This is a genomic window from Blautia massiliensis (ex Durand et al. 2017) (genome assembly GCF_051861785.1).
In the GTDB taxonomy this organism is placed as follows: domain Bacteria; phylum Bacillota; class Clostridia; order Lachnospirales; family Lachnospiraceae; genus Blautia_A; species Blautia_A luti_A.
Genome location: NZ_CP146725.1, coordinates 3,025,001 through 3,049,613 on the forward strand (window position 1 = coordinate 3,025,001; position 24,613 = coordinate 3,049,613).

The 24,613-nt window shown below is 46.9% G+C and carries 17 protein-coding genes, 2 tRNA genes, 1 rRNA gene and 1 pseudogene (1 of these 21 only partly in view); 18 read left to right on the plus strand and 3 right to left on the minus strand.

Annotated features, from left to right (window positions below; all coding sequences use genetic code 11):
• From V9W66_RS14130 to V9W66_RS14145, 4 genes and pseudogenes are all read left to right on the plus strand, one after another.
• Window positions 1–2,472: ribosomal RNA gene (locus V9W66_RS14130) — 23S ribosomal RNA — on the plus strand (it extends 415 nt beyond the left edge of the window).
• 233 nt (window positions 2,473–2,705) lie between these two features.
• A tRNA-Asn gene (locus tag V9W66_RS14135) sits at window positions 2,706–2,778 on the plus strand.
• Window positions 2,779–2,781: 3 nt separating this feature from the next.
• A tRNA-Cys gene (locus V9W66_RS14140) sits at window positions 2,782–2,852 on the plus strand.
• Between the two features lie 148 nt (window positions 2,853–3,000).
• Window positions 3,001–3,321: pseudogene (locus tag V9W66_RS14145) on the plus strand (bifunctional 4-hydroxy-2-oxoglutarate aldolase/2-dehydro-3-deoxy-phosphogluconate aldolase); the annotation flags it as partial.
• 70 nt (window positions 3,322–3,391) lie between these two features.
• Here the strand turns inward: V9W66_RS14145 and V9W66_RS14150 are convergent.
• Complete coding sequence (locus tag V9W66_RS14150) at window positions 3,392–3,718, minus strand: hypothetical protein (RefSeq protein ID WP_144094306.1); 327 nt, start codon at window positions 3,716–3,718, stop codon at window positions 3,392–3,394.
• Window positions 3,719–4,037: 319 nt separating this feature from the next.
• Here V9W66_RS14150 and V9W66_RS14155 point away from each other — a divergent pair, with 319 nt between their 5' ends.
• From V9W66_RS14155 to V9W66_RS14205, 11 genes are all read left to right on the plus strand, one after another.
• Window positions 4,038–4,751: an ABC transporter ATP-binding protein gene (locus tag V9W66_RS14155; protein WP_144094305.1), complete on the plus strand. Its 714-nt coding sequence runs from the start codon at window positions 4,038–4,040 to the stop codon at window positions 4,749–4,751.
• An 8-nt stretch (window positions 4,752–4,759) separates the two neighbouring features.
• Complete coding sequence (locus V9W66_RS14160) at window positions 4,760–8,617, plus strand: FtsX-like permease family protein (protein WP_243121752.1); 3,858 nt, start codon at window positions 4,760–4,762, stop codon at window positions 8,615–8,617.
• A 70-nt stretch (window positions 8,618–8,687) separates the two neighbouring features.
• Window positions 8,688–9,431 (plus strand): creatininase family protein, encoded by a 744-nt coding sequence (locus tag V9W66_RS14165; RefSeq protein WP_119240640.1) that lies wholly within the window; start codon window positions 8,688–8,690, stop codon window positions 9,429–9,431.
• Between the two features lie 449 nt (window positions 9,432–9,880).
• Window positions 9,881–12,535, plus strand: a complete 2,655-nt coding sequence (locus V9W66_RS14170) for a valine--tRNA ligase (RefSeq protein ID WP_144094303.1) — start codon at window positions 9,881–9,883, stop codon at window positions 12,533–12,535.
• Between the two features lie 15 nt (window positions 12,536–12,550).
• Window positions 12,551–14,662, plus strand: a complete 2,112-nt coding sequence (locus tag V9W66_RS14175; RefSeq protein WP_144094302.1) for an LTA synthase family protein — start codon at window positions 12,551–12,553, stop codon at window positions 14,660–14,662.
• 171 nt (window positions 14,663–14,833) lie between these two features.
• Window positions 14,834–16,132, plus strand: coding sequence for a bifunctional folylpolyglutamate synthase/dihydrofolate synthase (locus tag V9W66_RS14180; protein ID WP_144094301.1), 1,299 nt, complete (start codon window positions 14,834–14,836; stop codon window positions 16,130–16,132).
• Window positions 16,129–16,281: a hypothetical protein gene (locus V9W66_RS14185; RefSeq protein ID WP_015526890.1), complete on the plus strand. Its 153-nt coding sequence runs from the start codon at window positions 16,129–16,131 to the stop codon at window positions 16,279–16,281. Before V9W66_RS14180 ends, V9W66_RS14185 begins: the two co-directional genes overlap by 4 nt.
• Before the next feature lie 10 nt (window positions 16,282–16,291).
• A complete protein-coding gene (locus V9W66_RS14190; protein ID WP_144094300.1) occupies window positions 16,292–17,617 on the plus strand; it encodes a hypothetical protein in 1,326 nt (441 codons plus the stop codon).
• A 125-nt stretch (window positions 17,618–17,742) separates the two neighbouring features.
• A complete protein-coding gene (locus V9W66_RS14195; protein ID WP_144094299.1) occupies window positions 17,743–18,102 on the plus strand; it encodes an STAS domain-containing protein in 360 nt (119 codons plus the stop codon).
• On the plus strand, window positions 18,086–18,511 hold the full coding sequence (gene spoIIAB, locus V9W66_RS14200) for an anti-sigma F factor (RefSeq protein WP_015526893.1): 426 nt from the start codon (window positions 18,086–18,088) through the stop codon (window positions 18,509–18,511). Before V9W66_RS14195 ends, spoIIAB begins: the two co-directional genes overlap by 17 nt.
• A 2-nt stretch (window positions 18,512–18,513) precedes the next feature.
• A complete protein-coding gene (locus V9W66_RS14205; RefSeq protein WP_021650746.1) occupies window positions 18,514–19,236 on the plus strand; it encodes a SigF/SigG family RNA polymerase sporulation sigma factor in 723 nt (240 codons plus the stop codon).
• 62 nt (window positions 19,237–19,298) lie between these two features.
• Here the strand turns inward: V9W66_RS14205 and V9W66_RS14210 are convergent, their stop codons facing one another.
• The gene (locus V9W66_RS14210; RefSeq protein ID WP_015526895.1) at window positions 19,299–19,796 is read right to left on the minus strand and encodes a QueT transporter family protein; all 498 of its coding nucleotides are present in this window, start codon (window positions 19,794–19,796) and stop codon (window positions 19,299–19,301) included.
• A gap of 344 nt (window positions 19,797–20,140) precedes the next feature.
• On the opposite strand from V9W66_RS14210, the gene rfbD reads away from it, so the two are divergent.
• Together rfbD and V9W66_RS14220 are read left to right on the plus strand one after the other, a co-directional pair.
• Entirely contained in the window at window positions 20,141–21,031 is an 891-nt protein-coding gene (gene rfbD / locus V9W66_RS14215; RefSeq protein ID WP_279231462.1) for a dTDP-4-dehydrorhamnose reductase, read from the plus strand.
• 1 nt (window position 21,032) lies between these two features.
• Window positions 21,033–22,331 carry a dicarboxylate/amino acid:cation symporter gene (locus tag V9W66_RS14220; protein ID WP_144094297.1) on the plus strand — a complete coding sequence of 433 codons (1,299 nt, stop codon included), beginning with the start codon at window positions 21,033–21,035 and terminating at the stop codon, window positions 22,329–22,331.
• A gap of 119 nt (window positions 22,332–22,450) precedes the next feature.
• Here V9W66_RS14220 and V9W66_RS14225 read toward each other — a convergent pair whose 3' ends face one another.
• Window positions 22,451–23,368 carry a LysR family transcriptional regulator gene (locus tag V9W66_RS14225; protein ID WP_144094296.1) on the minus strand — a complete coding sequence of 306 codons (918 nt, stop codon included), beginning with the start codon at window positions 23,366–23,368 and terminating at the stop codon, window positions 22,451–22,453.
• A gap of 191 nt (window positions 23,369–23,559) precedes the next feature.
• On the opposite strand from V9W66_RS14225, the gene V9W66_RS14230 reads away from it, so the two are divergent.
• Window positions 23,560–24,483: a 4Fe-4S binding protein gene (locus V9W66_RS14230; RefSeq protein WP_044961019.1), complete on the plus strand. Its 924-nt coding sequence runs from the start codon at window positions 23,560–23,562 to the stop codon at window positions 24,481–24,483.
• Window positions 24,484–24,613 lie beyond the last annotated feature (130 nt).

The window sequence follows — 24,613 nt, forward strand, 5'->3', positions numbered from 1 at the left end:
ACACGAGGAACCTTGTGGGAAGTAAGGGGGACCACCCCCTAAGGCTAAATACTACTTAGTGACCGATAGCGCATAGTACTGTGAAGGAAAGGTGAAAAGGACCCCGGGAGGGGAGTGAAAGAGAACCTGAAACCCTGTGTCTACAAGCTGTGGGAGTGCCTTATGAGCACGACCGCGTACTTTTTGTAGAACGGTCCGGCGAGTTACGCTTACTGGCAAGGTTAAGCACTTCAGGTGTGGAGCCGTAGGGAAACCAAGTCTTAAGAGGGCCAGAGTCAGTAGGAGTAGACCCGAAACCGGGTGATCTATCCATGTCCAGGTTGAAGCTGCCGTAAGAGGTAGTGGAGGACCGAACCCACATCCGTTGAAAAGGGTGGGGATGAGGTGTGGATAGGGGAGAAATTCCAATCGAACCCGGAGATAGCTGGTTCTCCTCGAAATAGCTTTAGGGCTAGCCTCGGTGTGAGTCTTGCGGAGGTAGAGCACTGAATTTCCTAGGGGGCGTCAAAGCCTACCGAAGAATATCAAACTCCGAATGCCGTGTAGATATCACCGGGAGTCAGACTGCACGAGATAAGTTGGGCGGTCAAAAGGGAAAGAGCCCAGACCTACAGTTAAGGTCCCAAAGTGCGCGTTAAGTGGAAAAGGATGTGGGATTTCGAAGACAACCAGGATGTTGGCTCAGAAGCAGCCATACATTCAAAGAGTGCGTAATAGCTCACTGGTCGAGAGGTCCTGCGCCGAAAATGTCCGGGGCTGAAACGCGCCACCGAAACTAAGGAATCTGAAAAGATTGGTAGAGGAGCATTGTATATGGGAAGAAGCAGTACCGTAAGGAGCTGTGGACTATATAGAAGAGAGAATGCCGGAATGAGTAGCGAGATAGAGGTGGGAATCCTCTAGGCCGAATATCCAAGGTTTCCAGGGTAAAGCTGATCTGCCCTGGGTGAGTCGGGACCTAAGGTGAGGGCGAGAGCCGTAGCCGATGGACAACAGGTTGATATTCCTGTACTGCAGTATGACAGAACTGTGGGGACACGTAAGGAGAGCGGGAGCCGGGAATGGAAAGCCCGGTACAAGCGAGGTACCAGTATGGTAGGAAAATCCGCCATGCAATGGGAAGACGTGATGTGGAGCGAAATTTAGTAGCGAAGCCCGTGAGCCATGCGTCAAGAAAAGCCGCTATCGTTCATATTGTACCCGTACCGTAAACCGACACAGGTGGATGAGGAGAGAATCCTAAGGCCGGCGGAAGAAGTATTGCCAAGGAACTCGGCAAAATGGCCCCGTAACTTAGGGAGAAGGGGTGCCTGCGGGAGCAGGCCGCAGAGAATAGGCTCAAGCAACTGTTTAGCAAAAACACAGGTCTATGCGAAACCGAAAGGTGAGGTATATGGGCTGACGCCTGCCCGGTGCTGGAAGGTTAAGAGGAGAGGTTAGCGGTAACGCGAAGCTTTGAATTTAAGCCCCAGTAAACGGCGGCCGTAACTATAACGGTCCTAAGGTAGCGAAATTCCTTGTCGGGTAAGTTCCGACCCGCACGAAAGGCGTAATGATTTGAGCGCTGTCTCGGCAATACATCCGGTGAAATTGAAGTGCCAGTGAAGATGCTGGCTACCCGCGCCAGGACGGAAAGACCCCATGGAGCTTTACTCCAGTTTGGCACTGGGGTCCGGTGTTGCATGTACAGGATAGGTGGGAGGCTGAGAAACGGTAGCGTCAGTTGCCGCGGAGCCGCTGTTGGGATACCACCCTTGTGATATTGGGCTTCTAACCAGCCGCCGTTAGCCGGCGGTGGGACAATGCCAGGCGGGGAGTTTGACTGGGGCGGTCGCCTCCGAAAGGGTATCGGAGGCGCCCAAAGGTTCCCTCAGAATGGACGGAAACCATTCGAAGAGTGCAAAGGCAGAAGGGAGCTTGACTGCGACACCGACGGGTGGAGCAGGTACGAAAGTAGGGCTTAGTGATCCGGTGGTATTAAGTGGGAATGCCATCGCTCAACGGATAAAAGCTACCCTGGGGATAACAGGCTTATCACTCCCAAGAGTTCACATCGACGGAGTGGTTTGGCACCTCGATGTCGGCTCATCGCATCCTGGGGCTGTAGTAGGTCCCAAGGGTTGGGCTGTTCGCCCATTAAAGCGGTACGCGAGCTGGGTTCAGAACGTCGTGAGACAGTTCGGTCCCTATCCGGCGTGGGCGCAGGATATCTGAGAGGAGCTGTCCTTAGTACGAGAGGACCGGGATGGACGGACCGCTGGTGGACCGGTTGGCTTGCCAAAGCCATGGCCGGGTAGCCAAGTCCGGAAGGGATAAACGCTGAAGGCATCTAAGCGTGAAGCCCCCCTCAAGATGAGATATCCCATTCTTATGAAGTAAACCCCCTTGAAGACGACGAGGTAGATAGGGCAGGGGTGGAAGTGTGGTAACACATGGAGCTGACTGTTACTAATCGGGTGAGGGCTTGACCAACAAGCCGAGGAAGCGGGCAGGAAACAGCAGGAATGGATCGGAACAAGCTTGCTTGTGGAGAAGCATTCCTGATGGTTCCTGGACATTTGCGAAGCAAATGACATCGAACGACGGAGTCGTGAGATGACTACCGCTGGAGTATCGGTACGCAGGTTAGAATTGATTCAAAGAGTTTGATTAACGATCAACAAGCATGTATGTAGTTTTTAAGGTATAATCCTTAAATTAAATATTCCTCCTTAGCTCAGTCGGTAGAGCATGCGGCTGTTAACCGCAGTGTCGTTGGTTCGAGTCCAACAGGGGGAGCATGGTGCCATAGCCAAGTGGTAAGGCAAAGGTCTGCAACACCTCTATCCCCGGTTCAAATCCGGGTGGCACCTCTTAGAAAGCCCTGGAAATTTATCTTTCCAGGGCTTATTTTACTAGCTGAAGACAGTGAAGATAATTAAAATGTATTTGAAGAAAGATTTCTGGAAGATCGGACAGCATCCGTAATGAATGCTGTCCGACAGATCAGGAATTTTTTTCTGTAATCAGGATTCTTTGGTTGCACAAGCAGTGAAAAGAGGCCTTAAGGTAGTAAAATTCTTCCCGGCAGAACCGGCAGGTGGAATTTCAATGATCAAGGCTATGGCAGCTCCTTATACAGGAATCCGTTTTATGCCTACCGGCGGGATCAATGCGAAAAACCTTGAGGACTATCTTTTCTGTGACAAAATCCTCTGCTGCGGCGGAAGCTGGATGGTAAAAGGAGATCTTGTGAAGGCAGGAGAATTTGACAAAATATTTGACAAAATAAGAGAGCTGACAGCAGAGGCAAGAAAGCTTGCGGATTCCATAAGAAAGTAATCAGAATTAATACACATATTCAATAAAAAAGCAGAATCCTGCACAACCAGGCAGAGTTCTGCTTTTTTTGTCAATTATTGTGAAAATAGATCAATGAAGCAGGATCAGAAGAAGATTTTTCCGGATCAGCCACAGGATCCGCAGAAGTTTTCCGAAGATCCATTCGGTAAAGATAAAAGATTCCACCGAAGAATCCGGGAATCAATCCGGCGTATCCACCGGTACATAAGATCACAGTCAGTTTCACCATCAGTTCTGTCTGAAGTCCCAGACAAACAAGTAATCCGGACAAAATTCCGGCTGCACTCCATCCAGCTGTCAGAAGTGCAAGAAAAACAGCAGGTGCAGGGGCCTTTTTTTTATTTTGAGCTAATTGATTCCACAGTGTTTTATACATAATCCATTCCTCCCATTTTGATGGAATTATACTTCTGCTGTTGTCAGAAACAGTCAGCCATAATATTGATTTCCTTTATCTGTCTGTATTATAGAAAAGAAATGTAAAATACAAATGCGCAGGAATGAAAAATCTTTGTAAAATATAAGTAGAAATTGCATTTTGAATGAAGAACCGATATACTTATAAATATATTTACAGACATATCGATTACAGATGAAGGGATATTACCAAACAGCTGTGATATTGAGGCGTGGAATAAAAAGGGGGCAAGTAAAAGCCCCCTGAAATTATAGAGAGAGCAAAGAGGAGGATGAGAATGGAGCATACGGAAGGTTATGTGAAGCTGGAGAATGTATCCAAAATCTATGGCTCAAAAGAAGTGAAGATCATAGCTGTGGATGAGATCAGCTTCCGGATAAAAAAAGGAGAATTTGTGGTTGTGGTAGGACCAAGCGGTGCCGGAAAGACAACGGTGCTGAATATCCTGGGCGGAATGGATAAGGCCACATCCGGCAATGTCTGGATCGATGGAAAAAATATTGCAAAATATACAGACCGGCAGCTGACCGGATACCGGCGGGAGGATATTGGATTTGTATTCCAGTTTTATAATCTGGTGCCAAATCTGACTGCATTGGAGAATGTGGAGCTTGCTCTTCAGATCTGTAAGGATCCTCTGGATGCCAGGACAGTTCTGGAGGAAGTAGGGCTGAAGGAGAGACTGACCAATTTTCCGGCACAGTTATCCGGCGGTGAGCAGCAGAGAGTTTCCATAGCCAGAGCGCTGGCGAAGAATCCAAAGCTTCTGCTCTGTGATGAACCTACAGGAGCGTTGGATTATCAGACCGGCAAGGCAATCCTGAAGCTCCTTCAGGATACCTGCAGGGAACGGGGCATGACGGTTATTGTCATTACTCACAACTCTGCATTGACACCTATGGCCGACCGTGTGATCAAGATCAAAAACGGCAAGGTTTCCAGGATGACTGAAAATGCACATCCCACACCAGTGGAAGAGATTGAATGGTAGGTGACGGAATGAAAGCATTACACAAAGATTTCTGGATGGAGATCCGGAAAAGTAAAGCACGTTTTATCTCGATCTTTCTGATCGTGGCACTGGGTGTTGCATTTTTTTCCGGGATCCAGGCGTCTTCTCCGGATATGAGATATTCCGGAGATGCTTATTATGAAGCAGCAAAGCTGATGGATCTGAAGATCCAGGGAACCCTGGGACTGACGCAGCGTGATGTAAAAGCAGTATCGGACATTGACGGTGTGGAACTGGCTGAGGGCGGTTACTCTACGGATGTTATGAGTGGAGAGGACGATGCCAGGAAGGTTCTTCATCTGGAATCCATCAGCAGCAATTTTAATCTGCTCACAGCAGATGAAGGAAGGATACCGAAAAAAAGCGGTGAGATTTTTCTGGACAAGCCATTTGCAAAGAATCGGGGGTACAAAATCGGGGATACCATATCTGTCAGTGAGGATGGAAACAGTGAGCTTCTGAAAAAAACAACCTATACAGTTGTGGGAATCGGAAGCAGCCCTCTTTATATTTCATTTAACAGAGGAAATACGACTCTTGGATCGGGTGAGGTCAGCGGCTTCGGATATATTCTTCCGGAGGATTTTGATCAGGAGGCTTTTACCCAGATCTATGTTATGGTCCATGAATCCGGGGATGTGATCAGCTATACAGATGCCTACGACAATCTTATCAAAAAGATCCGGAAACGTGTGGAAGGCATCGAAAAAGAACAGTGCAGCCTGCGCTACGAGGAGATCGTCGCAGAAGCCAATGAAAAACTGGCTGATGCCAGAAAAGAGCTTGAGGACGGAAAGAAGGAATCAGAGGAAAAACTTGGAAACGCGAAGAAAAGGCTGGGTGATGGGCAGAAGAAGTATGAGGATGGAAAAAAAGAGTACGAAGATGGAAAACAGCAGCTCAGTGATGCAAAAAAGGAGCTGACCGATGGAAAACAGCAGCTTGCTGACGGAAGAAAGCAGATTGAAGATGGATGGTCTCAGCTTAACAGCGCAAAACAGCAGGTGGAAGACGGTCTGTCCCAGTTAAATTCTGCCAGATCCCAGCTTGCCGACTCCGAAGCACAGATAAATGAGAAGCAGGCAGAGCTGACTGCCGGATATGAACAGCTGAATGCCGCAAAACAGCAGGTAAGTGACGGTGAGGTCCAGCTCCGGGAAGCGGAGAAAACACTGGAAAGTAAACAGGCTGAGCTTGACAGTGGAAGAGAACAGTTGGAAACGGGAAAGAATACGATCAAAGAAACAAAGGCTGCTCTCACCAGTCAGAAAGAACAGTGTGAGGCAGGACTTGTACAGGTTTCCGAGGGCGAATCCCAGATCAGTTCCAGTGAAGAAGCCCTTTCCGGGCAGCAGGCACAGCTGGATGAACTGACCAGCCAGAAAGAGGCATTAAGCAGTCAGGCGGCGGAGCTGCAGGCGCAGTATGACGCCGGTGCGGAAGCAGGAAAAACCGAGGAAGAGCTGGCGGAGCTTTTCACGCAGATCCAGACTTTAAATGGTCAGATCAGTGCAATGGAAGAACAGATAAATGCCGGTCAGGCCCAGATCGACGGGGCGCAGGCAGAGCTTACTGCAAAAAAATCAGAGCTGGCCCAGACAAGAGCTGAACTGGAGAGCAGCCTAGGTCAGATCAATGAGGGCTTCCGCCAGATCGAAGAACAGGAAGAGACACTTTCCGGGACAGAGGCACAGCTGAACGAAGGCCAGGAAGAACTGGATAAAGGGAAAAAAGAGCTGGAAACAAAGAAAGCAGAGCTTTCCGCGGCAAAAGAAGAAATTGCGGCAAACCAGGCAACTCTGGATGATGGCCAGAGTCAGCTGGATTCGGCCAGAGTCCAGCTCAGCTCAGGGCGGCAGCAGCTGGAGGAAAAACAGGCCCAGTTAAATGCCGGCCAGGCAGAAATCCAGGCCAACACAGAAAAGCTTACCAGCAGTCAGACTGAACTGGATGCAAATGAACAGAAAATCCTGGATGGTGAAAAAGAGATCCAAGAAAACGAACAGAAATTAAAAGACGCCAAAAAAGACCTGGAGGACGCAAAAAAGAAGCTTTCCGATGGAAAGAAAGAATATCAGGACGGTAAAAAAGAAGCCGATGACAAAATTGCGGAAGCTCAGCAGAAGATCGAGGATGCCCAGAAAGAGGTGGATGATATTGAAACACCGGAATGGATCATCTCAGACCGCAATGACCTTCCGGAATATTCGGATTTTGGTGATAACGCAGAGCGACTGAAAAACATCGGAAAGGTTTTCCCGATGATATTCTTCCTTGTAGCGGCTCTGATCAGTCTTACCACGATGACACGAATGGTGGAGGAACAGCGAACCCAGATCGGAACCATGAAAGCGCTGGGATACGGAAAAGCATCCATTGCATCAAAGTATCTCAGCTACGCATTTCTGGCTACCGTAGGTGGAAGTATCGCAGGAGTACTTTTCGGAGAAAAGGTTCTTCCGTGTATCATTATCCAGGCGTATGGAATCATGTACTGGAATATTGGCGATCACATGCAGCTGGATTATGAGTTACAATATGCACTGATCGCTTCCGGAGCAGCGGTGATCTGTACTATGGGCGCTACACTGTTTTCCTGCGCAAAAACCCTGTCAGAAACACCGGCATCTCTGATGCGTCCGCCAGCACCGAAAGAAGGAAAACGGATCTTTATTGAACGGATCAGCTTTATCTGGAAGCATCTGAGCTTTTCCTGGAAATCGTCCATGCGAAATCTTTTCCGTTATAAAAAGCGTCTTTTTATGACCATTTTCGGAATTGCAGGAAGCATGGGACTGATGCTTGTAGGATTCGGACTTTATGATTCCATTATGGATATTGCGCTTCTCCAGTATGACCAGATCCAGCACTATGATGCCATGGTGATCAATGATGAGGATGCCACAGACAGCCAGGAAAAGGATCTTCTGAAATTTCTGGACGGAAACAGCGAGATCGATCACTATACCCGTGTGCAGCTCACCAAGATGACGGCACCAAAAGAAAAGGGAAGTGTCAGTATCTATGTGTATGTTCCGGAAAATACGGAAAATTTTAAAGAGGATGTAACATTACGTGACCGAAAGTCTCACGAGCAGTATGAGCTTACCGATGATGGAGCGGTGATCTGTGAAAAAACGGCTTCTCTTATCGGTGTGAAAGCAGGAGACAAGATCACCCTGGAGAAAGACAACAGAAAGTATAAAGTAAAGATCACTGCTGTCACAGAGAACTATATGGGACATTACGTTTACATGACCCCATCCTGCTATGAAAAAACATTCGGGGAGAAACCGAAGTATTCAAGTACAGTATATACTATGAAAGAAGATGCAGAGAGTGATCTGGAGACTCTTGGAAATGCGATCCTGAAATATCCGGCAGCTTTAAGTATCAGCTATACAAGCAGCACAGCAGGTCAGGTAGAGCGAATGCTGGGATCCCTCGGAGCGGTGATCTGGGTCCTGATCATTTCTGCCGGAATGCTGGCATTTGTGGTACTGTATAATCTGAACAACATCAATATCACAGAGCGGCAGAGAGAGCTTGCAACATTGAAGGTCCTGGGATTTTATGATGGCGAGGTTTCCCAGTATGTATTCCGGGAAAATATCCTGCTGTCCTTCATAGGGATTCTGGCAGGCGCAGTGTTCGGAATCCTCCTTCACCGGTATGTGATCACAACCGTTGAGGTAGATGCGGTGATGTTCGGAAGAAATATCAAGCCAATAAGCTTTGTTTACAGTGGAATCATTACCTTTGGGTTCTCCATGTTTGTAAATATGGTGATGCATTTTAAGCTGAAAAAGATCAATATGGTAGAGTCACTGAAGAGCGTGGAATAATAGAAGAAAATACTGAAAAACAGTACGAAAATTATGAAAGTGAAAAAATTAAAAAAATAAGGAGAGTATCATGAAAAAAGTATTATACGAGGAATTACTTCCGGAAGAATGTGTACAGAGGATAAAGGAGATGCCGGTTGCCTATCTGCCACTTGGCACACTGGAATGGCATGGTCCGCATATGCCTCTTGGAGCTGACGGGATCCAGTCAAAAGAACTGTTTGTCCGGGTAGCAGAAAAAGTCGGTGGCGTAGTGCTCCCGATGCTGTTCATGGGACCTGACCGTTTATTTGATGATCGGGGAACTGTATTTTATGGAATGGATATCAATACAGAGGGCGCATTGAATACATATTATGCCCAGCAGATGAAGGGCAGTGCCTACTGGATGGAAAAGGGACTGTTTCAGGATCTGCTGCGCAGTATTTTTGCCCAGCTTTCCAGAGCAGGAGTCCGTATCGTTGTGGGACATGGACACGGTCCGTCGACAAATACATTTCAGGAAATGAAGGAAGAGGCAGAAGAAAAATACGGACTGTGCATTATGACAGCATGGACCTATGCGGATGATGAGAGACTGAAATATCAGAATGATCATGCCGGAGCAAATGAGACCTCTATTGTAATGGCTGTTCGGCCGGAGCTGGTTGACTTTGGACAGGTAAAAGAAGATGAGAGTAATCTGATCGGCATTGCAGGTCGTCATCCGGTCCGAGAATCATCGGAAGCATATGGAAATGAAATTCTGGAATATACAATGAAAACACTGATCGCAGGTATTGAAAAGGAGTACAAAACAATAAAAGAAAGATAGATACCTGTCTTGACAAAAAAAGAAAATTTCATTATAGTAGGAACATGGCAAAGGTGTTGAATAAGAGGAGTATGCAGATCTACGCTGACAGAGAGAAATGCACAGACGCAAGAGAAGCGCAGGCTGAAAGGCATTTTCAGATGGAGGACTGCAGAAGGTAGCTTAGGAGCCGGGAAACTGAAAGCAGAAATGCAGAACAGATGCAGATGCTGCTGTGTAGGTTTTCACGTATCCCGCGTTAAGGGACAAGAGATAGACGGGAATAACAGATGTTTTTTCCGGATAATGAAGGTGGTACCGCGAGAATGATCGCCCTTCGCACATTAGTTATTGGCTTTTGTGTGGAGGGCGTGTTTTTTCTTGCAGAGAACAGGAGCGTTCAAAGCTCCCATAATCAGAAAAAACTGTCAGAAAGACAGCTTGATTCCAAAAAGATTCAGGAGGAAAACATGAGCAAAGAACTTGCAAAGACTTATGATCCCAAGGGTATTGAGGATCGTCTGTACAAAAAATGGATGGACAACGGGTACTTTCATGCAAAAGTTAATCCGGACAAAAAACCTTTTACAATTGTAATGCCGCCGCCCAATGTAACCGGACAGCTGCATATGGGACATGCACTGGATGAGACCATGCAGGATATCCTGATCCGTTTCAAAAGAATGCAAGGCTATGAGGCTCTCTGGCAGCCGGGAACTGACCATGCAGCCATCGCTACAGAGGTTAAGGTAACAGAGAAACTTCGTAAGGAAGGGATTGATAAGAACGAGATCGGCCGTGACGAATTTATGAAACATGCCTGGGCATGGAAAGAGGAGTACGGCGGAAAGATCATCAATCAGCTGAAAAAGCTGGGAGCATCTGCAGACTGGGAGCGTGAGCGCTTTACCATGGATGAGGGCTGCTCCAAGGCTGTTCAGGAAGTATTTATCCGCCTTTATGAGAAAGGCTATATCTACAAAGGCTCCAGGATCATCAACTGGTGTCCTGTATGCCAGACCTCTATTTCTGATGCAGAGGTTGTGCATGAAGACCAGGACGGATTTTTCTGGCACATCAATTATCCCATCGTAGGTGAGGACGGACGTTTTGTTGAGATCGCGACCACTCGTCCGGAGACACTTCTCGGCGATACAGCAGTTGCTGTAAACCCGGAGGATGAAAGATATAAAGACCTTGTAGGAAAGATGCTGAAGCTTCCTCTTACAGACAGAGAGATCCCGGTTATTGCCGATGAGTATGTTGACAAGGAATTCGGAACAGGCTGCGTTAAGATCACACCGGCACACGACCCCAACGACTTTGAGGTTGGACGCCGTCATAACCTTGAGGAGATCAACATCTTAAATGATGATGCCACCATCAACAGCCTTGGCGGAAAATATGCAGGTATGGACCGTTACGAGGCACGTAAGGCCATGGTAGAGGACCTGAAGGAGCAGGGACTTCTTGTAAAGGTTGTTCCGCACAGCCACAGTGTTGGTACCCATGACCGCTGCGGTACAACGGTAGAGCCGATGATCAAACCACAGTGGTTTGTAAAAATGGACGAAATGGCAAAAGCTGCTATCAAAACTCTGGACGACGGAAACCTTCAGTTTGTTCCGGCACGTTTTGACAAGACTTACCTGCACTGGCTGGAGAATATCCGTGACTGGTGTATTTCCCGTCAGCTTTGGTGGGGACACAGGATCCCGGCTTATTACTGCGATGAGTGCGGTGAGATGGTGGTGGGAAGAGAGATGCCGGAGAAATGCCCGAAATGCGGATGCACACATATGCATCAGGATGAGGACACTCTGGATACCTGGTTCAGTTCCGCACTGTGGCCGTTCTCCACACTTGGATGGCCGGATAAGACACCGGAGCTTGAGTATTTCTATCCTACAGATGTTCTGGTAACCGGATATGATATCATCTTCTTCTGGGTTATCCGTATGGTATTCTCCGCACTGGAGCAGACCGGTGAGACACCGTTCCACCATGTACTGATCCACGGTCTGGTACGTGACTCACAGGGACGTAAGATGAGTAAGTCTCTTGGAAATGGTATCGATCCGCTGGAGGTTATCGACAAATACGGCGCAGATGCCCTTCGTCTGACACTGATGACAGGTAATGCACCTGGAAATGATATGCGTTTCTACTGGGAGCGTGTAGAATCCAGCCGTAACTTTGCAAATAAGATCTGGAATGCTTCCCGTTTCATTATGATGAACCTGGAGGGCAGGACAGTAACAGCGCCGGAAGACCTGAACGCACTGTGCAACGAGGATAAATGGATCCTTTCCAGACTGAACACAGTGATCCGTGATGTTACTGAGAATATGGATAAATATGAGCTTGGAATTGCCGTACAGAAGGTCTATGATTTCCTGTGGGATGAGCTCTGTGACTGGTATATCGAGATGGCAAAGGTAAGACTGTGGAAGGCAGAGGAAAACCCGGCAGCAGCAAACGATGCACTGTGGACACTCCGCACTGTGCTGACACAGGGACTGAAGCTTCTTCATCCGTTCATGCCGTTTATCACAGAAGAGATCTACTGCACACTGCTTCCGGATGAAGAGTCCATCATGATCTCTGACTGGCCGGTATACAGAGACGAGATGGATTTTGCAGATGCTGAGAAAGCAGTTTCAAGCTTCCAGGAGGTTGTACGTGGAATCCGTAACACCAGAAACGAGATGAACGTACCGCAGAACAGAAAGACCAATATCTACATCGTAGGCAAGGATGCAGAGTGCTGTGCACGTTTTGAGTCCTGCAAGAAGTCCTTTACAAACCTTGCGTTTGCGAAAGAGATCCACGTACAGCAGGATAAGAACGGAATCGGTGAGGATGCGGTATCCATCGTTGTGGCAGACGGTGTGGTTTATCTGCCGCTGGAGGATCTGATCGACCGTGAAAAAGAGATCGAACGTCTCACAAAAGAGCAGGAGCGACTTACAAAAGAGATCGCACGCTGCGAGGGAATGCTGAACAATCCGAATTTTGTGAACAAGGCACCTGCAGCCAAGGTAGAGGCAGAGAAGGAGAAACTTGAGAAATACAAAGAGATGAAAGAGAAAGTGAACCTGCAGTTAACACAGATGGTGAAATAACGAAGGAGTGTTTTAATGAAGTGGTGTAACTTTTTCAATAAGATTTCGCTGATACTTCAGGCTCTGGGCTGTGCAGTCCTGTACTTTTTGATCGAGGCCATATGCAGGCACTCGTTCACAGAGGCGTGGATCTACATGACCACAAAGCCGCTTGTATTTGCTTATAATGCAGCGTTTATCTTTACGACGATGCTGATTGTTTATCTCTTCCGAAAGAGAATTTTCTGGCGTATCTTTGTGGGCAGCTTATGGCTGTTTCTGGGAATCGTAAACGGTGTGCTTCTTCTCAACCGTGTCACACCGTTTACAGGACCGGATGTGAAGAATCTGACAGATGGTCTCAGTATTGCAAAAAAATATCTGACCCATACCCAGATGATCATAGGTGCAGTTCTTCTGGGAATTGCGGTTCTGATCCTTCTGATCATCCTGATAAGGTCGCCGAAGTACAGAGGCAAGCTGAAATATAAGGTGAATATTCCGCTGGTCCTGGTTGGGGTTCTTGCATTTGGAGGAATCACACAGCTTGCTCTGGAAAAAAGAGTTCTTTCCAATTATTTTGGAAACATTGCCATAGCTTATGAGGATTACGGATATCCTTACTGTCTGGCAACGACGATCTTTAATACCGGAATCAGTGCTCCGAGAGACTATTCCAAAAGTGAAATCAAAAGGATCGAGAAGTCGGAAGAAAATCTTCCGGAAACGAAAGAAGGCAGTCATCCGAATATCCTGTTTTTACAGCTGGAGTCCTTTTTTGATCCTACGCTGGTAAATTATCTGGAGCTGTCAGAAGATCCTATCCCGAATTTCAGAAAGCTGATGAAGGAGTATTCCTCCGGATATTATAAGGTGCCTTCCGTAGGAGCCGGAACCGCAAATACTGAGTTTGAATCCATTACCGGAATGAGCCTTCATTATTTTGGACCGGGAGAGTATCCTTACAAGAGTATCCTTAAGGAAACTACCTGTGAGAGCGCACCGTATGTTCTGAAGAATCTGGGCTATACTGCTCATGCAGTACATAATAATGAGGCGAATTTCTACGGAAGAAGAAGTATTTTTCCAAATCTGGGATTTGATACCTTCACTTCGGCAGAGTATATGAAGGATGAAAACCAGAAGAACTCGTTGGGCTGGACCAAGGACAGTGTCCTCACCGATGAGATCATCAAGTGTCTGGATTCCACAGAAGGGCCTGATTATGTATATACTATTTCCGTACAGGGACATGGAGATTATCCTTCAGAACCGGTACTGGAAAATCCGGAGATCACAGTTTCCGGGGCACCTACTGACGAGCTGAACAATAAGTGGGAGTATTATGTAAATCAGATCCATGAGATGGATAATTTTGTCAAAGAGCTGACTGACAGGCTGGCAGATTATCCGGAGGATGTGGTACTGGTCATGTATGGTGATCATCTGCCGACCATGGGACTGACCGTGGAGGATGTGGAGAATAAATATCTGTTCCAGACAGAGTATGTGATGTGGGATAATTTCGGACTTAAGAAAAAGAAAGAAAATCTTGCGGCATACCAGATGGCAGCAGAGGTTATGGACCGTGTAGGTATCCATGAGGGAAATGTTTTCAAGTATCATCAGGCAAGAAGAAACACCAAAAATTATCAGGTGGATCTGGAGACCCTGCAGTACGATCTTCTCTACGGAAAGCAGTATACATATGACGGAGAGAATCCTTTTGAGCGGACAAAGATGCGTATGGGAATCTATGATACCACGCTGGATTCCATTCAGGTTGTGTCTGAGACGGATCACACCTATTATATCCAGGGAACAAACTTTACGCCGTCCAGCCAGGTGAAGATCAACGGAGAATGGTATGATACGGTTTACGTAAATCCTACCAAGCTGATCATTACCGGAAAGGAACTGGATGATTTTGACCGGCTCTTGGTAGTGCAGCGAAGCAACAGTTCCACAAGAAAGGCCATGACAAAGAGCCATGACCGGGCGGTTTATGCGCTGCTCGCTGACAGCAAGTGGAAACTTGACAGTGAAAAGGGCAGTTCTGATACAGGGTCAATGGAGGAAACGGATACAGCGTTAGAAACGGAATCCACAGAAGATTCCGGTGAAGAAAACAGTACAGACAACCAGTAAATGGCATAGAAAAGATACTCCGATACAAAAAATGTCGGATAAAATATTACGATTAGGACTGGACATCTTCCACCACTATTATATAATGGTATCGTAACGAACAGGAGGGGAGAAGCTTTTCTCCCCAAAAGTTCTTTACGAATACATTATAGATAAGTGATGGTTTTTTTTATGAATTACGAAGAAGCAGTTGCGTATATTGAAGATATACCGAGATTTACTACTAAGAACAGCCTGGACCATACCAGAGAATGCTTAAGAAGACTTGGAGATCCGCAGAGGAAATTCCGTGTGATCCATGTGGCAGGAACCAACGGAAAGGGAAGTACCTGTGCTTTTATCACATCGGTCCTTCGGGAAGCAGGATATTCCTGCGGACTTTTTACATCTCCTCATCTGGTGGAGATCAACGAGCGTTTTCAGATCAACGAGGAAGTGATCGATGACGATACTTTCCTTCGTGCTTTTGAAAAAGTTAAGAAGCTTTCCGATGAGCTGGTTGCGGAGGGAAGCTATCATCCCACCTATTTTGAGACACTCCTTCTGATGGGAATGGTGATCTTTGCAGAAGCCGGCGTGGATTATGTAACACTGGAGACCGGTCTTGGCGGACGTCTGGATGCAACCACTGCTGTGGAGGATCCGGCAGCCTGTGTGATCACATCCATCAGCCTCGATCATATGCAGTATCTTGGAAATACAGTTTCCGAGATCGCAGGAGAGAAGGCAGGGATCATGGTGCCGGGTGTTCCGGTGATCTACGATGCAAATGATCCGGATGCAGCCGGAGTGATGCGTGAGCATGCAGAGAAGCTGGGATGTCCATATTATGAGCTGAAACGGGAAGACACAGAGATCCATAAGATCACAAAGGATGGAATCCGGTTTTCTCTTAAGGACGAGACATATGGCGATGCCGTATTTGATATACCGTTTATCGCCCGTTATCAGGTTATGAATGCAGCTCTTGCGGTGAAAACCATTCAGGTACTGGAAGATCAGATTCCGGTATCTCTGGAGGCTCTGAAGGCTGGTATGGCAAAAACACGCTGGCAGGGAAGGATGGAAACGGTTCTTCCGGGTGTGATCGTGGATGGCGCACATAACGAAGACGGTGTTGAGAAGTTTGTAGAGACAGCAGAACATTTCCAGAAGGAATTTCCTCTGACTCTGCTGTTTTCCGCAGTGGATGACAAGGACTATACGGATATGATCCGCACGATCTGTAGCAGGATCCGTTTTCGACATGTGATCGTCACACAGGTAGGCGGATACCGCAAAGTTCCGGTAGAAGAGCTTGCGGAGATCTTCCGTGAAGACGGAGTACCGGAAGTGGAAGCAATAGAGGATGTTCCAGCAGCTTTTGAACGGGCAGTAAAGGAGAAAGGTGAGGATGGAATGCTGTTCTGTGTAGGATCCCTTTATCTGGTCGGTGAGATCAAGGCTGTGATCAGGAGGAAAAAATTATGATCGATTACGAAGAGGAACTGAAGAAATTTGAACCATGTCTGGATGTGGCAGATGTAGAAGGTGTCATTTATGACCGGGAGATCACAGATATCATGGATGTACTCCAGGAGATGCTGCGTGAGGTCAAGAGCAACAGACGTGTAAGATAAGGAGAAGTGGATGAACTGCATAAACTGTGGAGCGTTCCTGACGGATACAGATCTGGATTATTGTCCGCACTGTGGAGCCAATATACTGATCCAGAAGAAGGTGGATTATCTTTCCAAGCTTTATTATAATCAGGGGCTGGAAAAAGCCAGCATCCGGGATCTGTCCGGGGCGATCAGCTGTCTGAAGCAAAGTCTTGCTTATGACAAACGGAATATCCGTGCAAGAAATCTTCTTGGTCTTGTATATTTTGAGACCGGTGAGGTGGTTGCCGCACTGAGTGAGTGGGTCATCAGCAAGAATATCCAGAAGAACCGAAATCTGGCTTCAGAATATATTGCCAGGCTTCAGGCAAACCAGAACAAACTGGAAACAATCAACGAAAGCATCAAGAAATATAACAATGCCCTCGCCATGTGCAGGGAAGGCCATGAGGATATGGCGGCCATCCGCCTGAAAAAGATCCTGTCCCAGAATCCTAAGCTGATCAAGGGGTATCATCTTCTTGCTCTGATCCAGATGAAGAATCAGGAGTGGAATAAGGCGAGAAGAACCCTGAAAAAAGCAGCCAGGATCGACAAGACCAATACCACCACACTTCGTTTCCTGCGTGAAGTTGACGAGCAGACGGGTGTTACCACAAAGATGGAAAAGCAGCGTAAGGGCTTGTTTGGAAATGAAAAAAATGAGAATGATAATATTTCAGGAGAAATCGTTGTAAGGCCGTCGTCTTATAAAGAAAGATCAAAGATATCACTTTTCTTTACCACGGTACTTGGATTTGCGGCAGGGGCGGCAGCATTCTGGCTCCTTGTACTGCCGGCTGTGAAACAGGATATTTACAGGCAGGCCAATCAGCAGATCATACAGTACAGTGATTCTCTTTCCAGCCAGAGCGTGGAGCTTACCAAAGCTCAGGGAGAAGCTGCCCAGTCCAGTGATACGGCAGATGCAGTTGCCAAGCAGGCAGAGGAAGAGCAGAAACGCAGTCAGAGCTATGAGGCTTTGTTTAATGCATATACTGCCATGCAGCAGGAGGATCTGGATACAGCGGCGCTGGAACTACAGAAGGTATATGTGGATACACTGTCAGATTCTGCAAAGGGGATTTACAGTACTATCAGCGGAAAGACCGGTGTAAGCGGGATCGAGAGCGGAGCTTCTGACGGAACGTCCAGTGCTGACAGCAGCACAGATGGAACAGCTGAAGCTGGAGCGGATGCCGCAGCTTCGGCGGGAGAAGATGCACAGAGCTCTGACGGAGATTCCGGAGAAGACAGCAGCTACAGTGACGGAGGATATGAGGATTCCTCTTACGATGGAGGTTATACAGAATAAAAAAGATCATAACTCATACAGAGGAGAAACCTCGGATAAGGGGAATGTGCGTTGGCGCATTCCTCTTTTTTTACCCTTTGGTCATGAAAAATGGAATAAAAAATCAAAAATGGGGGAATGATAGAATGACATCAGGTTTTGAAAAATCCGGAACCGTGCTGACTGTACATCTTCCGGCGGAACTGGATCATCCGGCTTCTGATGAGATTCGGAGAGAATCAGACCGGATTATTGGACATAACTATATAAAAAATATGATTTTTGATTTCTCAGAGACCGTTTTTATGGATAGTTCCGGGATCGGTCTGCTGATGGGTAGGTACCGGGCACTTGGCATGAGGGGGAAATGTGTGCAGGTTGTCAATGTGAACAGTCATATTGCAAAGCTTCTGCGGCTATCCGGAGTGGGAAAATATATTGAAATCTGTGGAATTAAAAAATCGGCAGGTGAACAGGAGGGTGTTTATTATGGAAAACACAAATGAAATGACGATCATTTTTGACAGCAGACCGGTAAATGAAGCACTGGCAAGAGTTGCTGTGGCTTCATTCTGCACACAGCTGAATCCTACGCTGGAGGAAATTTCGGATCTGAAGACCGCAGTATCGGAGGCAGTGACCAACTGCATCATACACGGGTATGAAGGGGAGATACATAAGATCCGGGTAGAATGTCGTCTCCGGGGGCAGGAGCTTCAGGTAGATGTGACGGATCACGGAGCCGGGATCCCGGATATCAAAAAAGCCATGGAGCCTCTGTTTACCACAAAGGCTGATAAAGACCGCTCCGGTATGGGGTTTACATTCATGGAGGCGTTTATGGATGAGCTTCAGGTGGAATCGGAGGTTGGCCGTGGAACTACCGTGCACATGAAAAAGATCATCAGGAGGTAACTATGGATCGTACTCTTGTCCTCATCGGGCGTGCACACCAGGGGGATAAAGCGGCAAGAGATCTTTTGTTTGAGGAAAATACAGGACTGATATACAGTGTGGCAAAGCGTTTTCTGGGACGAGGGGTGGAGATGGAGGATCTGTTCCAGATCGGCAGCATCGGACTTCTGAAAGCTGTGGATAAGTTTGACATGTCCTATGATGTGAAATTTTCCACCTATGCCGTTCCCATGATCATCGGAGAGATCAAACGTTATCTCAGGGACGACGGGATACTGAAGGTAAGCCGTTCTCTGAAGGAAAACCACTACAGGATCTATCAGGTGAGAGAAGCACTGACACGCCGGCTGGAGCGGGAACCTACGACGGGAGAAATGGCAGAGGAAATGGGAATTTCCATAGAAGAACTGGTAATGACCATGGAATCCGGTGCAGAGGTGGAATCTCTTCACAAAACGATCTATCAGGGTGAGGGAACGGAGATTTCTCTGATGGACAAGCTTCCGGAAAAAGAAAACCGGCAGGAAAAAGTACTGGACAGGATTTTTCTGGAAGAGATACTGGGGACTCTGGAGGCAAAGGAGCGGAGGTTGATCTATATGCGGTATTTTCAGAACATGACCCAGATGGAGATCGCCCATGAGCTTGGCGTATCCCAGGTACAGGTATCCAGAATGGAAAAGAGGATCCTGCGCAGTCTGCAGGAATCCGCAGAGAAAAAATAAAAGAGAGCCATGAGAAATGCTGCTGTTTTCTCATGGCTTCTTTTTGTGGGCAGCAGATTTAGTCAGACTGCTGCTTTTTTATGAAAAAGTACATTTTTGTATTTGGAAAGTGCTCCAAGAAGGATCATACCGATCACACCGGCTGAGATAAATTCGCCGGCTCCTACTGTGAGCATCATAAACGGGATAGGAAGGTTAATGCCATATCCGTAACGAAGCACAAGAGGAACGATCACAATGTTGGAAACGATCGGCGGGATCGGGGCTGTCCATTTGCCTGTATTGCGAAGCTTGTAGGTAAAGAATGCACCGATAAGTGTGGCAATGCTTCCGAAAATGATGTCAACCGGAATCGCACCGCCAAGAAGATTGGCAATGATACATCCCACGAACAGTCCCGGGATGGCAGCCGGTGTGAAGAACGGAAGCACGGTCAGCGCCTCGGAAAACCGGATCTGAACTTCACCGAAGCTAAGTGGCGCGAATACCAGTGTCAGGACAACATATACAGCTGCAATGGCAGCTCCCTGTACCAGAAAATGAGTACCTTTGTTTTTCATGTTTTTTATTCTCCTTTAGTTTTGTTTTACGAGTGGAAGGTCACGAACACTCGGCACATTTATAGGCGGTGACCGCCTTGTAAGCCCTGTACGACCTTGGTTTTTGCGGGCTTTTGCAGCGAAACTGAGTATAGCATAAGGGGCGTGGAAATGCAAGGTACGATCTTATTTGCTAACCCTGGACTGTGGGGAAAACTCCTGCGGAGGCAGGATCAGACAGAAGCAAAGGCAGCAGGAACCTTATGGAAACAGGGGCTTTTTTCTTGACAGCTTTTTGGGATATTGATAAAATATATTTCATAGGTTAAAGGGGCATTGGTTTTGATCTAAATCAATGTCTCTTTATTTATGTATCACACACATTATACCAGGGAGGTAGAAAGATGTTAAAAGTATGGATCGCAGGTGCCAACGGACAGATCGGACGGGCACTGAATGATGTTCTGGATCCAATGCAGATCGAGACTCTGAACACAGATCTTGATGAGCTGGATATCACAGACACAGATGAAGTGATCAACTTCGGTTCCATTAACCGTCCGGATGTGATCATCAACTGCACCGGTATCACAGATACCGATGAGTGTGAGAAGAATCCGGAACATGCATACCGTGTCAACGCACTGGGAGCAAGAAACTTAAGCATCGTGGCAAGAAAATGCGGGGCAAAGATCGTCCAGCTTTCCACAGATGATGTTTTCGACGGAAAGAGCAAAAAACCGTATACAGAGTTTGACGATACCAATCCGCTGACTGTTTACGGCCGTTCCAAGAGAGCCGGAGAGAACTATGTAAAAGAGTTTACACACAAACATTTCATTATCCGAAGCAACTGGGTATACGGAAAAGGCGGACATAATTTTGTAAACCGTGTGCTGGAGACAGCAGAAAAAGGCCAGGCGCTTTCCGTTGCTTCGGATCAGTTCGGATCACCGACCAGCGCCAAGGATCTGGCAAGAATGATCCTGTATCTTATCGATACCAACGAATATGGAACTTATCACGTAACCTGCAGCGGTGTATGTAACCGTTATGAGTTTGCAACCGAGATCCTTCGCCTTGCAGGAAAGGAGATCGAACTGAGATCCGTGCCGACAGAGCAGTCAGATCTTTCTTCTGTCAGACCGCCATATGCCGTCCTTGATAATTTTATCCTCCGTATTATTGAAGTGTATGACATGCCGGACTGGAAAGCATCGCTGAAAGAATATATGGATGAAAGAGCGGAGGACTAGAATGAAAGAGAAAAATATAAAAGAAAAAACACAGCAGAAAAAGAAAATGGGCCTTACCACGAAGATCTTTGTGGCGTTGATCGCAGGTGCGATACTGGGAATCATTCTCTGTTACCTGGTTCCTGACAGCAGCTTCAAGAAAGATGTGATCGTGGAGGGAATCCTTTATGTGATCGGACAGGGATTTATCCGTCTGATGAAAATGCTGGTTGTACCGTTGGTATTCTGTTCCCTTGTCTGCGGAAGTATGTCCATCGGTGATACCAAGAAGCTTGGAACCGTAGGTGTGAGAACACTGGTATTTTATCTGGCGACTACAGCTCTGGCTGTTTCGGTTGCTCTGACGGTAGGTAATCTGATCAATCCGGGTGTGGGACTTGATATGAGCTCTATTCAGTCCTCTGCTTCCTCTGTGGAGACTATGGAGGCTACCTCTCTTACGGATACCATCCTGAATATCATTCCGGACAATCCGATCAATTCCCTGGCAAGCGGAAGCATGCTTCAGGTTATCGTATTTGCCCTGATCGTGGGTGTGATCCTTGCGAAAATGGGAGAGCGTGCAGAGACAGTAGCGAACTTTTTCAGCCAGTTCAATGATATCATGATGGAGATGACCATGATGATCATGGCACTTGCACCGATCGGTGTATTCTGCCTTATCAGCAGAACCTTTGCAAACATCGGTTTCAGCGCGTTTATCCCACTGGCAAAATATATGATCGGTGTTCTCCTTGCACTGGCGATCCAGTGCTTCGGCGTATACCAGATCCTGCTGAAGATATTCACAGGACTGAATCCGATAAAATTCATCAAGAAATTTTTCCCGGTTATGGCATTTGCATTCTCAACAGCTACATCCAATGCCACGATCCCGATGTCCATTGATACCCTGTCCAAGAAAGTGGGTGTTTCCAAGAAGATTTCTTCATTTACCATTCCTCTTGGAGCTACTATCAATATGGACGGTACCTCTATCATGCAGGGTGTTGCCGTAGTATTTGCGGCACAGGCCTTCGGTATCCACTTAAGTCCGATGGATTATCTGACAGTTATCGGAACTGCAACCCTTGCTTCCGTAGGAACTGCCGGTGTACCAAGTGTTGGTCTTGTTACCCTGACCATGGTATTTAATTCTGTAGGACTTCCGGTTGAGGCCATTGGTCTGATCATGGGTATTGACCGTATCCTGGATATGACCAGAACAGCGGTTAACATTACCGGTGATGCAGTCTGCACAACCATCGTTGCACACCAGAACGGTGCACTGGATAAAAACGTGTTCAACGAATCAAACTAAATATCCGGTTCAAAAAAAGATCCGACTCTGTCGGGTGAGAAAAAAACGAAAAACGGCTGTACATATCGTAAGAGCGATATGTGCGGCCGTTTTTTTACTGGATCAGGTAAGTCCCCTGCTTATTCCTGTTCCAGAACACCCATGACAGAGGGCAGTTCCAGTTGCTGATAGGTGTGAAGGATCTTTTCCAGCTCAAAGATGGCAGGGGTAAGAAACTTATTCTTGTGATAGACCAGCTTGAATTTCCGGTTCCATTCCCCTGCTTCGTTGCAGAAGACCCGGACTGAACGGTGACGGATCTCATGATGCATAAGACGGATGGACATAACAGAGAGCATCTGGTTATACAGCACTGCGTTCAGCAGTGCCTGCGGACTGTTGGCTTCCCAGGCAGTCCGGATCTTCAGATCATGGCGAAGGGTGTAATCCTCAAAAAGCTGTCTGGTACCGCTTCCATATTCCCGGACTGCAAATTTCTGGTTGTTCAGCTCCTGGTCATGGATGCGTCCTCTGCGGTAAAACGGATGCTTTTTTCCGGCGGCAAGGACCAGACAGTCGTCGATGATGGGAAGAACAACAAGGTCCGGGGAATGGATCTCACCTTCTACCACAGCAGCGTCCAGTTCAGAACGCAGAAGCTTCTGCTCGATATTTTGCGTGTTGGTGACAAAGGAGTAAACGTCAAGGTACGGGATTTTTTTCTGCAGATCCAGGATAATGGATGGGGTCAGGCAGGTTCCCACAGTGAGGGTGGAGCCAAGCTTCAGGGTGGAAGACTGTCCCTGGTTCTGCATCAGCTCTTCCAGCTGCTGAAACTGGCGGATCATTTCACGGGCATGGGGAAGAAGAATCTTTCCCCGTTCTGTGAGATAAAGCTTTTTTCCAAGACGTTCAAAGAGAAGGCCGTTATAATGAGCTTCCAGCTCACGGATGGCCTGACTGACTGTTGGCTGGGAAAGATAAAGATGTTTGGCAGCAGCACTCATGGAGCCCTGTTCCGCAACGGCCGCAAAAACAGTGAGATGGCGGATGGTCATATGGAATCTCCTTTTATTGTAAATTGGTGTATAGGTAAAACCTATCATTTTTATAAAATAATATCATTTTTCAAATACATCTTCAAGTGGTATAGTAGAAAGTACGTGAAAACGATTTCAACATTGCAAAATACAGGGCAACGATACCGTGGGAAAGTATCGGAATGCCGGTGAGACCAGGAGGAGGAAATATGTCAGCATTAACTGTAAGCAAAGAGGAAGAGAAAAGACTGAAGGGGCAGGGGTTTTTAAATAACCGGGGAACCGATGAATTTTCTGCACGAGTGATCACTGTAAACGGAAAGGTGACAGCGGCACAGCACAGATGTATGGCGGAAGCAGCAGAGAAATTCGGCAACGGAAATCTTACCTACACGACCAGGCTCTCCGTGGAGATCCAGGGAATCCCCTATGAAAAGATCGAAGAGTTTCAGGAATTTATTGCGAAGGAAGGTCTGGAGACAGGAGGAACAGGAGCAAAGGTCCGACCGGTAGTATCCTGCAAGGGAACCACCTGTCAGTATGGACTTCTGGATTCCTATGCAATTTCAGAAGAGATTTTCCGGAGATTCTATAAAGGCTACCGTCAGGTTGCACTGCCGCATAAATTTAAGATCGCAGTAGGCGGATGCCCGAATAACTGTGTGAAACCAAATCTGAACGATGTGGGAATCATCGGACAGAGGATCCCGCACTTTGACAGCGAGGCCTGCAAGGGCTGTAAAAAATGTGCCATTGAAGCTGCATGTCCAAACAAAGTGGCGAAAGTCGTTGACGGGAAACTGCACATTGATGAGGAACTTTGCAGACACTGCGGAAGATGTGTGGGAAAATGTCCGTTCCATTCCATCCCGGATGGTATCTACGGATTCAAGATCTATATCGGTGGACGCTGGGGAAAGAAAATTTCCCATGGAAAGGCCCTGAACCGGATCTTTACGTCAGAGGAAGAGGCACTGGATGTTATTGAGAAGGCAATCCTGCTTTTTAAGGACCAGGGATTAAAGGGAGAACGTTTTGCCGAGACTATAGAACGAATTGGATTCGAAAATGCAGAAAAACAATTATTGGAAAAAAATCTTCTGGAAAGAAAAATGGAAATTTTGTCCAAATAGAGATATAAAAAAACTTCCTATTATATAAGCTGTCTGAAACTGAAAAAATGCGAACAATAATATAAAAAAAATATTTCATTTATATAAAATTTTATTGTATCACAATATTAACAAAAAACTAAGTGAAAAT

What these genes read in the sequence shown, in the direction of transcription:
- V9W66_RS14150 (WP_144094306.1), bottom strand. Translation starts at nt 3,718, where the DNA reads ATGTATAAAACACTGTGGAATCAATTAGCTCAAAATAAAAAAAAGGCC.
- V9W66_RS14155 (WP_144094305.1), top strand. Translation starts at nt 4,038, where the DNA reads ATGGAGCATACGGAAGGTTATGTGAAGCTGGAGAATGTATCCAAAATC.
- V9W66_RS14160 (WP_243121752.1), top strand. Translation starts at nt 4,760, where the DNA reads ATGAAAGCATTACACAAAGATTTCTGGATGGAGATCCGGAAAAGTAAA.
- V9W66_RS14165 (WP_119240640.1), top strand. Translation starts at nt 8,688, where the DNA reads ATGAAAAAAGTATTATACGAGGAATTACTTCCGGAAGAATGTGTACAG.
- V9W66_RS14170 (WP_144094303.1), top strand. Translation starts at nt 9,881, where the DNA reads ATGAGCAAAGAACTTGCAAAGACTTATGATCCCAAGGGTATTGAGGAT.
- V9W66_RS14175 (WP_144094302.1), top strand. Translation starts at nt 12,551, where the DNA reads ATGAAGTGGTGTAACTTTTTCAATAAGATTTCGCTGATACTTCAGGCT.
- V9W66_RS14180 (WP_144094301.1), top strand. Translation starts at nt 14,834, where the DNA reads ATGAATTACGAAGAAGCAGTTGCGTATATTGAAGATATACCGAGATTT.
- V9W66_RS14185 (WP_015526890.1), top strand. Translation starts at nt 16,129, where the DNA reads ATGATCGATTACGAAGAGGAACTGAAGAAATTTGAACCATGTCTGGAT.
- V9W66_RS14190 (WP_144094300.1), top strand. Translation starts at nt 16,292, where the DNA reads ATGAACTGCATAAACTGTGGAGCGTTCCTGACGGATACAGATCTGGAT.
- V9W66_RS14195 (WP_144094299.1), top strand. Translation starts at nt 17,743, where the DNA reads ATGACATCAGGTTTTGAAAAATCCGGAACCGTGCTGACTGTACATCTT.
- spoIIAB (WP_015526893.1), top strand. Translation starts at nt 18,086, where the DNA reads ATGGAAAACACAAATGAAATGACGATCATTTTTGACAGCAGACCGGTA.
- V9W66_RS14205 (WP_021650746.1), top strand. Translation starts at nt 18,514, where the DNA reads ATGGATCGTACTCTTGTCCTCATCGGGCGTGCACACCAGGGGGATAAA.
- V9W66_RS14210 (WP_015526895.1), bottom strand. Translation starts at nt 19,796, where the DNA reads ATGAAAAACAAAGGTACTCATTTTCTGGTACAGGGAGCTGCCATTGCA.
- V9W66_RS14220 (WP_144094297.1), top strand. Translation starts at nt 21,033, where the DNA reads ATGAAAGAGAAAAATATAAAAGAAAAAACACAGCAGAAAAAGAAAATG.
- V9W66_RS14225 (WP_144094296.1), bottom strand. Translation starts at nt 23,368, where the DNA reads ATGACCATCCGCCATCTCACTGTTTTTGCGGCCGTTGCGGAACAGGGC.
- V9W66_RS14230 (WP_044961019.1), top strand. Translation starts at nt 23,560, where the DNA reads ATGTCAGCATTAACTGTAAGCAAAGAGGAAGAGAAAAGACTGAAGGGG.